The following is an 8,976-nucleotide window of genomic DNA, read 5'->3' as shown; positions in this document are numbered from 1 at the left end:
TCAAACCAAATGGCAATATTTCCGCGACTCATGAGTGCTCGGTTATATGCGGGCCAATTGGTTGTGCGGTAGATTTTCTGTGTAGGCTTATTCATTTGGAAATTATATCGCTGAAAAAGCCTTTACAGATAGGTTTGTGCAACAAAGCCAATATGAGGTATAAAAAAACCCGCATAATAGCGAGCAGGTTCCGATATTTGATCCAGACTTTGGATTTTATAAAAATTATATTTCTAGATGATTTTGAATATTTTTCCACTTAAAGTACTTTGAAAAAACATTTCAAAACTAGGTCGAATATCTTCACCATCAACGGTGATATGTTTTATATTCAAATCAGATTGTGTGGTGGCAAACTCATGATCCACTGTGGCTTGAATAGCCTGTTTAACACCAAACTGGTCTTTGACGATGAGAGTCTGTTTAAGCATATGTATCCCCTTAAAAATTGTAGTGGAAAGTCCACATAAACTATTGATGCTTGTTGATTTTGTCTCTAAGCAACTTTATGACTTAATTTAAATAGCTGATTTAGGGACGTGTAGAATGTACGGCCATCCAAATTTAAATCAACCTCGATTCCAGATTCCAATAGAACTCTTTTACCGACTTCAATTTGTTTGAAACCTTGACGTGTATTTTGCATTTTATGAAGAGGGATTAATGAAACAATAATTTCAGTACCATTTTTAGATTTTGCAATTAAATCATTTATTTTTAACAACTTATTTCCTATTTATTAGATAATTTTTAAAACATTTTAAAGTATAAAAAAAGCACTCTGAGTGCTTTTTATTACTGCTTATTACTACTTAGATAGCAACAATATTTACAGCATTCGGTCCTTTTTGACCTTGAACTACACTGAATTCAACTTGCTGGCCTTCAAATAAGGTCTTGAAACCTGAATTCGCGATTTCGCTGAAATGAGCAAAAACGTCTGGACCTGATTCTTGTTGAATGAAACCAAAACCTTTAGTTTCGTTAAACCACTTAACAGTACCTTTAACAACATTTGAGTTTGACATAATATATCCTACTAATTTTTAATAATTTTAGTCATTTTATTGACTGATTAATAACTTTGAAAATAATAAAGAATGAGACTTAAAATCTAAAAAACGAAGGATTATGACTAAAACTGCGATACTTAAGGAAGATTTACCGAAACGAGACTTTTTTCTAGTTGAGTTAACTATACACTAAAAATAGTAAAAATCAAGTTTTCTTATATATATTCATTAAAACCAATAAAATAAGATTAAACTAATTAAAAAATCCAGTAAAATCATATTTTTATTTAAAATATAACAATATAAGATAATTTGTAGAGTCGAGTTAGATTGATAAATAATGAATGCGATTATATAGTTCCGTAATAACAATATTGATGTTTTTAATTTCGGGAATGATGATTTTCTCCCATATGCAAGTCATAGATAAACCGCCAAATTTTATAGCTTTAAACTCTGTACACGACAAATTTCACTGAATCATTATCCTATCGGACTTCCACCTTCTCAAAATAGCTAGAACTTTCCTAAATTCTTCTTTTTTTCCAAAACAACTTAAACGCTGAATCGCTACTTGAACATAGTCTAAACCATAGCGAAATAAACTCATTGAAAATCGTCCATGCTTCTTTATTTCTATGGCTTTCATTTGGTCATGTCGCCATTCACCCGTTAAGTAGCAGCAACAGAAGGCTATAGCTAAGACCGCAATCAATTTTTTAACTCGTCTAGGGTCTGTCAAGCGAGTCTTTTCAAGATTAAACCCGTGCCCTTTGAGACAACTGAATAAGGTTTCAATTTCCCAGCGTAAGGCATAATCACGAATTGCATCAGCAGTAAAAGTAGGAGAAACGACGAGTAAAAGCTCTCCATTTTCTAGCCGTAGCGCACTAAGATACAGTTTCACTCGACCAACCCAAACCCGTCGTTTACGGCATTCAATTTGACTAACTTGAAGATGGCGAAATAAATCACTAATTTTATAATTCTTTCCTAAATAATTGGTGACAATGAATTTTTTTTAACACGAATACAGAAGTTGAGGTCTTTTTGAATTAACCATGTAAACCACTGCTCACCGATAAACTCTCTGTCTGCAAACACATTCACAATACAATCTTTACCAAACTAGATATAAAGCGTTGAATCAAAGCAATACGCTCTTTGGTATCTGAGTTTCCACGTTTATTGAGAAATGTCCAAACAATAGGTATAGCTATTCCACGATAGACGATCGCCAACATCAGGATATTAATATTTCTCTTTCCCACTCCCAATTGGTTCTATCCAAAGTCAGTTGCACTTTGTCGAATGAAAACATGTTGAAAATCAACTGAGAAATTTGCTGATAATCAAAATACTGACCCGCAAAGAAGCGCTGCATACGTCGATAAAATGATTGTGGTAAGCACTTGATGGGTAATGATTTAGATGCAGAAGAAAGATTACATGTCTGCTTTAAAATGATAGCAAGCATGATGAGCGTAAAGCATTTTAAATGCGACTTGTTCGATTTTAGAGATTTGTTTAAGATGAGATATAACTCATTGAGATGTTGAATAGCATTCGTCGTCAGAAAACAAATATTGTGACAGTATTTCAATGGGTTATCCATTTTGTCGTGTACAGAGATACCTTTTATAAATATTCATAAGTCTAATGGATACTTCAATTTTAAATAAAAACTGTAACTTTACCTGATCTTATACTTTCATTTAATATAATGGCTGTTATCCGACATAGACACCAACATATCAAACAGTCCGCTAAGAAAATTGCAAAAGCGCATATTCTAAAAGCGGACATTTTTACTTTGGAGAAACTGGACATTTCTACTCTGGGCTTACATCTCATATCTTTCCTTTAATTTTCAATAACATAATAAACACCTAACAGCCCATTTTCTCCAATCGGGGCTTTTTTTATGATTTATCACGTTCCACGCTTACTTCTTGAGCAATGTTCCATAACTTTGATTAACCAGAGTGAATAATCAAATATAGGTGCATAGGTTTGTTTTTCGAAAAAATCTTATGAAATGATGGATTACAACAAGATTACAGCAAGTTTTTGTTTTAACTTTTGCTTTAACATTTTTCGTTAAACAGGAATTTTTTGGCGCGTGTGGCGCTGGGTGGTGCCCATCATTCCAGACAATCAAAATTTGGCTTAGTACATAGTATTAACAGTGAATTTTTGATATATAGTGTTTTATCATCAAAAAAAGTTACAAGTAAAAATACATGGGGGGTAAACATGGTTTGGATATTTTTAATGGTATTAATAGCTATGACCATAATATTTTTTATAAAGAATCAGAATAGAAAATATAGTAAACCTAAAATTTTAAAAAGCTCAAAACGCTCAAAAAACTTTAGATGGTAATTCATTAATTAGATGCCCCCACTTTCGTTGCTCATTCTACTACTGGTCGCTTTAAGATTTTATAGGACTTGATAAAACTTGATGTTATTTAAAGTGTCACTTTAGGGTGCCACCCAAAGTAACGTCATAGTGATTGGAATCTACAACCTAAAACCAATGGTTTATAAGCCGTGAAACATCATCTTAGCAACGATTAAAACAATTCTTAGATTTATACGTGACACTAAAAAGCCAGTACATATTGAACTGGCTTTTTCTCAATTTATATAACGTGCATTATGTAAATTTTAGCAAATCTAAACTGGCAGCCTAACTTAAGTAACTGATGTTAGATAATAAGTATGTTTTTGAGCATCTTCGCCACTACATGTTGCAGTCGATTTTTTTAAAATTTACAACATATAGAATGGATGCGTAACCTCAGTTAAATAAACTGTCTCCAATATATTGGTCCCAACATCCTTAAAAATCTGACTGCATATTTTTCCCCTGTGGAACAGCATGCCCAGCAGAGTTAAATGAAAAAATGAGATTTTATCTCGAAAATCTTTGTTATTTTTAAGATCGTATATGATTTTAGAAATTTGAAAGAAACCCAAACTTTAAAAATATTTGAATCATGGGCATACAATATGAAAATCAAGTTAATCACGCTGACATTTGCACTATCCGCAGCCTCACTGGCAAACGCACATGATCATGAACAGTTAATCAGTAATGATGACCAACTGTTTAGTCCAGAAATCACCTCTAAAATCACTGAGCACAAACCTGTTTCATTAGATTTTATTGCTAGTGTAATTGGCACCCCAACTCAGACGGTATTAAAAGAAAAGTTAGGTGAGACTAAAAACGTCATAGTGATTAGCGATGCTGAAATCTTGTATTACGGTGTTCAAATCACCGATCAGGCAAATAAAAAATGTTCTGTCTCTTTTATTTTCGACCGTGAAAATGGCAAGTTAAGTACATCGGCAGATTTGGTCAGCTTTCATCCAGTAGAATGTGAATTAGCCGTTGCCCAAAAATTAGATTAGTCTTTCTTTGTTAACATCATTATATATAATGATTGGGTTTTTATTACAATCTAAATTAGCTTTAATCTTTCTATAATCCCATCATAAATCTGCTTTACAACCAGCCAGCTAAGATATTTTCTCTTACACCAATAAAGGATAGATACAATGAGCCAAGATATTAAAAAGTGTCCAGTCACGCATCTGACCACTGATGCAGGGGCACCTGTTGTTGATAATCAGAATAGTATGACAGCAGGGCCACGGGGGCCTTTACTCGCACAAGATTTATGGCTCAATGAAAAACTAGCTAACTTTGTTCGCGAAGTGATTCCTGAGCGTCGTATGCATGCCAAAGGTTCAGGTGCTTTTGGTACATTTACAGTGACCCATGACATTAGCCAATATACTCGCGCTAAAATCTTCTCTGAAGTGGGCAAAAAAACTGAAATGTTTGCTCGTTTCTCTACCGTTGCAGGTGAGCGCGGTGCTGCCGATGCAGAACGTGATATTCGTGGTTTTGCCCTGAAATTCTATACCGAAGAAGGTAACTGGGATTTAGTCGGTAACAACACTCCTGTGTTCTTCTTCCGCGACCCTCGCCAGTTCCCAGACCTAAACAAAGCCGTAAAGCGTGACCCACGCACCAACCTTCGTGATGCAACCAACAACTGGGATTTCTGGACATTACTGCCAGAAGCATTACACCAAGTTACCATTGTGATGTCTGACCGTGGTATTCCAGTCGGTTATCGTCACATGCATGGTTTTGGTAGCCATACTTATAGTTTCATTAATGCTAACAATGAACGCTTCTGGGTGAAATTCCACTTCCGTACGCAACAAGGGATTCAAAACCTGACCGATGCAGAAGCAGCAGAATTAGTTGGTCGTGACCGCGAAAGCAGCCAGACTGACTTGTACAATGCGATTGAACGTGGTGATTTCCCGAAATGGACGCTGTTCGTACAAATCATGCCTGAACTTGAGGCAGAACAAGTGCCATATCACCCATTTGACCTGACCAAAGTTTGGCCTAAAGGTGACTACCCTCTCATTCAAGTGGGTGAGTTTGAGCTGAATCGTAACCCAGAAAACTACTTCCAAGATGTTGAACAAGCCGCCTTTGCACCAAGCAACCTTGTTCCAGGAATCAGCTATTCACCAGACCGCATGCTGCAAGCGCGTTTAGTTAACTATGCTGATGCTGCTCGTTACCGTGTAGGCGTGAATCATTCACAAATTCCTGTAAATGCAGCACGTTGCCCTGTGCACTCAAACCGTCGTGATGGTCAAGGTCGTATGGATGGCAACTATGGCAGTTTGCCACACTACGAGCCAAACAGCTTCCACCAATGGCAAGAGCAGCCACAATACCGCGAACCTGCATTAAAAATCCGTGGTGATGCAGATTTCTGGGATTACCGTGAAGACGATAACAACTATTTCAGCCAGCCACGCGCATTGTTCAATCTAATGAACCCCGAGCAAAAACAGGCACTGTTTGATAATACCGCACGTGCGATGGGCGATGCGCTAGACTTCATTAAGTACCGCCATATTCGTAACTGTTACGCATGTGATCCTGCTTATGGTGAAGGTGTTGCTGCGGCGTTGGGCATGACTGTTGCGGATGCGCAAGCTGCACGTGCAACTGATCCAGCTTTTGGACAACCTGGTTTTCTGTAATAGCGATTTAATTTTTTAAGCGAAAAAAGTAGGAGGACATTTTATCCTCCTACTTTTTTGTCTAATGGAGATGATCTTAAATAAACTGAACCGTACCGGGTTTGTCGGAGACTCAATATTCTGAGAGACTATTCCGATGAAAAAACCAACCTATACCCCCGAAATTAGAGAAAGAGCGGTTCAATTACTAATTGAATCTGAAAAAGATTATCCTTCTACTTGGGCTGCAATCACAGCAATTGCGCCTAAGATTGGTTGTACTCCTGAAACACTTCGTGCCTGGCATCAAAAGCATTTAGATCAGCAAAATCCTATTAAAGTACAACAGATATCTGATCAAGAAAAAATGAAGCAAATGGAACGTGAAATTAAAGAATTAAAGCGTGCCAATGAAATTCTACGTAAAGCAGCCGCTTTTTTCGCCCAGGCGGAGCTCGACCGCCCACACAAATAATGGTGGATTTCATCCATAACAATAAAGACTTATATGGTGTTGATGCGATTTGTAGGATTTTACCGATCGCAGCTTCAACCTATTACCGAACTTTAGATCTCGCTGACAAGAGATGGCTCCGTAAATTTGAACAACACCTATAAGTGATATTTTGCTCCCCAAATGATGTTATAAACATCGATATATGGAGTATTTTATGGCACGTAGACCAAGAAGAAATCATTCAAATGACTTTAAAGCTAAGGTAGCACTTGCTGCAATTAAAGCAGAAAAAACACTTGCTGAATTGAGTGCTGAATTTGATGTTCATCAAAACCAAATTATCGACTGGAAAAATCAATTGATTTCGGCTTCCTCGCAAGCCTTCGATCAATCAAAAGCTCCAGCAGAACCACCCATTGATCTAAAAAAACTACATGCAAAAATCGGTGAGCAGGCATTAGAAATTGATTTTTTAGAAGGTGTGTTGAAGAAACTGGGCCGCTTCAACCACAAAAGTTAATCGACGACTCACTTCAGATTTCAGTATCTAAGCAAGCTAAGCTGCTGAAAGTCTCCCGTGGTTGTTATTACTATCGCCCAAAACCTGTGAGTGAATCAGATCTGAAGCTGATGCGCTGTATGGATGAGTTACATATGCAATACCCTTTTGCAGGTAGCCGTATGATGCGTGATTTATTGAATCGTCAAGGACATCATATAGGACGACGTCATACACGTACTTTAATGAAGAAAATGGGCATTAATGCGTTATATCGTAAACCAAATCTAAGTCAGGCCAATGAAGCTCACCGTAAATATCCATATCTGCTCAAAGGATTGAATATTCAACGGAGTAATCAAGTGTGGGCAACGGATATAACATATATCCCTATGGCAAAAGGCTTCGTCTACTTATATGCTGTGATTGATTGGCACAGCCGTAAGGTGCTTGCCCATAGCGTATCGATTAGTATGGAGGTTGCATTTTGTATAGAAACATTAAATGAAGCTATTGAAAAATATGGCCGACCTGAAGTCTTTAATACAGACCAAGGCAGTCAATTTACCAGTGATGCGTTTATTGAAGTGTTAAAATCAAATGACATCCAAATCAGCATGGACGGTAATCTTGCGCAGCATCGCTGCTCATAGGTCGATAATGTGATGATTGAACGATTATGGCGGAGCGTTAAATACGAGGAGGTTTATCTCAAAGCCTACAGCAATGTTTTTGATGCGAAAAAGCAATTAAATGCATATTTTGAATTTTATAATTTGAAACGACCTCATTCGAGTCTGGACAAAATGACTCCAGATGAGTTTTACTATGACCAGCTACCACAACAAAATAAGGTAGCTTAACTAGAGCAGAATATCACTTATAAATAAGCTTTTAGTTGTTCAAACAAGTGGGACCACCTCTAAGTGACGACAAGTTTAGTATCTCGCAGTGATAAAATTGCTGGTTCAGTTATTTGGGGTAACTGTTCTAATAACCAGTCTGGTAATTTTTTTAATTCAGTCGGTTGCATTTTTAGTTATCCTATTTTTAATAATTTCAACTTGTTACATACGTTACACAACATAATTTATGCAAGTTCAGTATAAGGAACCCGGCGCAAGTACAAAGATTTTTGACATAAACTGATCACACTTATATTCATCACAAGACATAAAAAAGAGCGCACGGAGCGCTCTTGATGCGAGCTTTTAAAGCTCAGCTGAACTTTTCGGGACTTCATACCGGATATAAGACGCAAATGTCAGGTAATTAATCCCCTGAAATAAAATATCAATCGCCAGAAACAGGCCCAGGACCCAAAACGGTGCATCTGGGGATTGCAAAATCACAATCCCTGCCAGCAGGGTCAAGATGCCTGAAAATAAAGTCCAGCCCCATCCACCCAGAGCGCGAAACAAAAGGCTATTCAAGATCCGGATGATACCTGCAATAATTAGAATAATCGCCAGAATATGGGTCAGGACCACCGCGGTCTGTAGCGGTGTACTGAACGCATAATATCCGGCAAGCAAGTATAAAAGACCGAATAAGGCCCAGAACCAGCGAAAACCGCCATGAAAAATTTTAAATGCAGCAACAAAATGCAGAATCCCGCCGATCATCATCAGTACGCCAAACATGAATACCACGGACAAGGTTGCAAAGGGTAAAGTCGCTAGCAAGACCAGACCAAAAATCACTAGTAAAATGCCCAGCCCCAGATACCATTTTCGCTTTTGATGCAACTGACTACGTACCAAGTCATTGCCTACTGTTTTCATCTTTTCTTCTCAAGTGATGTCTTATTTGACTGATCATACTTTAAAACTTGATTGGCTTTAGAAGAATCTTACGTTTCCTGTTCCTTAAAATGTAGTCAAACATACTCAAGGACTAATTCGCACTCTGTTAATGTCTTGTTGCCAAGCGTGTAAC

General features: G+C 37.3%; 7 protein-coding genes, 4 pseudogenes and 1 other annotated feature. Of the genes and pseudogenes, 5 read left to right on the top strand and 6 right to left on the bottom strand.

Features of this window, described 5'->3' with window-relative positions; all coding sequences use genetic code 11:
- From HHA42_RS12690 to HHA42_RS12670, 5 genes and pseudogenes are all read right to left on the bottom strand, one after another.
- Positions 1-95, bottom strand: a pseudogene (locus tag HHA42_RS12690) (IS5/IS1182 family transposase); the annotation flags it as partial.
- 138 nt (positions 96-233) lie between these two features.
- A complete protein-coding gene (locus HHA42_RS12685; RefSeq protein ID WP_104484741.1) occupies positions 234-431 on the bottom strand; it encodes a hypothetical protein in 198 nt (65 codons plus the stop codon).
- 65 nt (positions 432-496) lie between these two features.
- Entirely contained in the window at positions 497-724 is a 228-nt protein-coding gene (locus HHA42_RS12680) for a hypothetical protein (RefSeq protein WP_168526750.1), read from the bottom strand.
- A gap of 88 nt (positions 725-812) precedes the next feature.
- Positions 813-1,028 carry a cold-shock protein gene (locus tag HHA42_RS12675; protein ID WP_168419489.1) on the bottom strand — a complete coding sequence of 72 codons (216 nt, stop codon included), beginning with the start codon at positions 1,026-1,028 and terminating at the stop codon, positions 813-815.
- Between the two features lie 457 nt (positions 1,029-1,485).
- Positions 1,486-2,574: pseudogene (locus tag HHA42_RS12670) on the bottom strand (IS4 family transposase).
- A 554-nt stretch (positions 2,575-3,128) separates the two neighbouring features.
- Between HHA42_RS12670 and HHA42_RS12665 the strand changes: the two are divergent.
- The 5 genes and pseudogenes from HHA42_RS12665 (at position 3,129) to HHA42_RS12645 (ending at position 7,901) form a co-directional block, all read left to right on the top strand.
- Complete coding sequence (locus tag HHA42_RS12665) at positions 3,129-3,398, top strand: hypothetical protein (protein ID WP_168526748.1); 270 nt, start codon at positions 3,129-3,131, stop codon at positions 3,396-3,398.
- A 584-nt stretch (positions 3,399-3,982) separates the two neighbouring features.
- Complete coding sequence (locus HHA42_RS12660) at positions 3,983-4,435, top strand: hypothetical protein (protein ID WP_168419491.1); 453 nt, start codon at positions 3,983-3,985, stop codon at positions 4,433-4,435.
- 147 nt (positions 4,436-4,582) lie between these two features.
- Positions 4,583-6,103, top strand: a complete 1,521-nt coding sequence (locus HHA42_RS12655; RefSeq protein ID WP_168419492.1) for a catalase — start codon at positions 4,583-4,585, stop codon at positions 6,101-6,103.
- Positions 6,104-6,239: 136 nt separating this feature from the next.
- Positions 6,240-6,658 (top strand): annotated as a pseudogene (locus HHA42_RS12650) (transposase); the annotation flags it as partial.
- Positions 6,515-6,631 (top strand) — a sequence feature (AL1L pseudoknot). It overlaps the preceding pseudogene by 117 nt.
- 83 nt (positions 6,659-6,741) lie before the next feature.
- Positions 6,742-7,901, top strand: a pseudogene (locus HHA42_RS12645) (IS3 family transposase).
- Between the two features lie 348 nt (positions 7,902-8,249).
- On the opposite strand, the gene HHA42_RS12640 reads toward HHA42_RS12645, so the two are convergent.
- Entirely contained in the window at positions 8,250-8,822 is a 573-nt protein-coding gene (locus HHA42_RS12640) for an HdeD family acid-resistance protein (RefSeq protein WP_159139015.1), read from the bottom strand.
- Between the last annotated feature and the right edge of the window lie 154 nt (positions 8,823-8,976).

Origin of the sequence: Acinetobacter sp. A3 (genome assembly GCF_012371415.1) — a bacterium.
Taxonomy (GTDB): domain Bacteria; phylum Pseudomonadota; class Gammaproteobacteria; order Pseudomonadales; family Moraxellaceae; genus Acinetobacter.
This window is presented reverse-complemented; position numbering and strand designations above follow the sequence as displayed.

Excerpts from the sequence above, each read along its gene's own strand:
- HHA42_RS12685 (WP_104484741.1), bottom strand. The coding sequence starts at position 431 with ATGCTTAAACAGACTCTCATCGTCAAAGACCAGTTTGGTGTTAAACAG.
- HHA42_RS12675 (WP_168419489.1), bottom strand. The coding sequence starts at position 1,028 with ATGTCAAACTCAAATGTTGTTAAAGGTACTGTTAAGTGGTTTAACGAA.
- HHA42_RS12655 (WP_168419492.1), top strand. The coding sequence starts at position 4,583 with ATGAGCCAAGATATTAAAAAGTGTCCAGTCACGCATCTGACCACTGAT.
- HHA42_RS12640 (WP_159139015.1), bottom strand. The coding sequence starts at position 8,822 with ATGAAAACAGTAGGCAATGACTTGGTACGTAGTCAGTTGCATCAAAAG.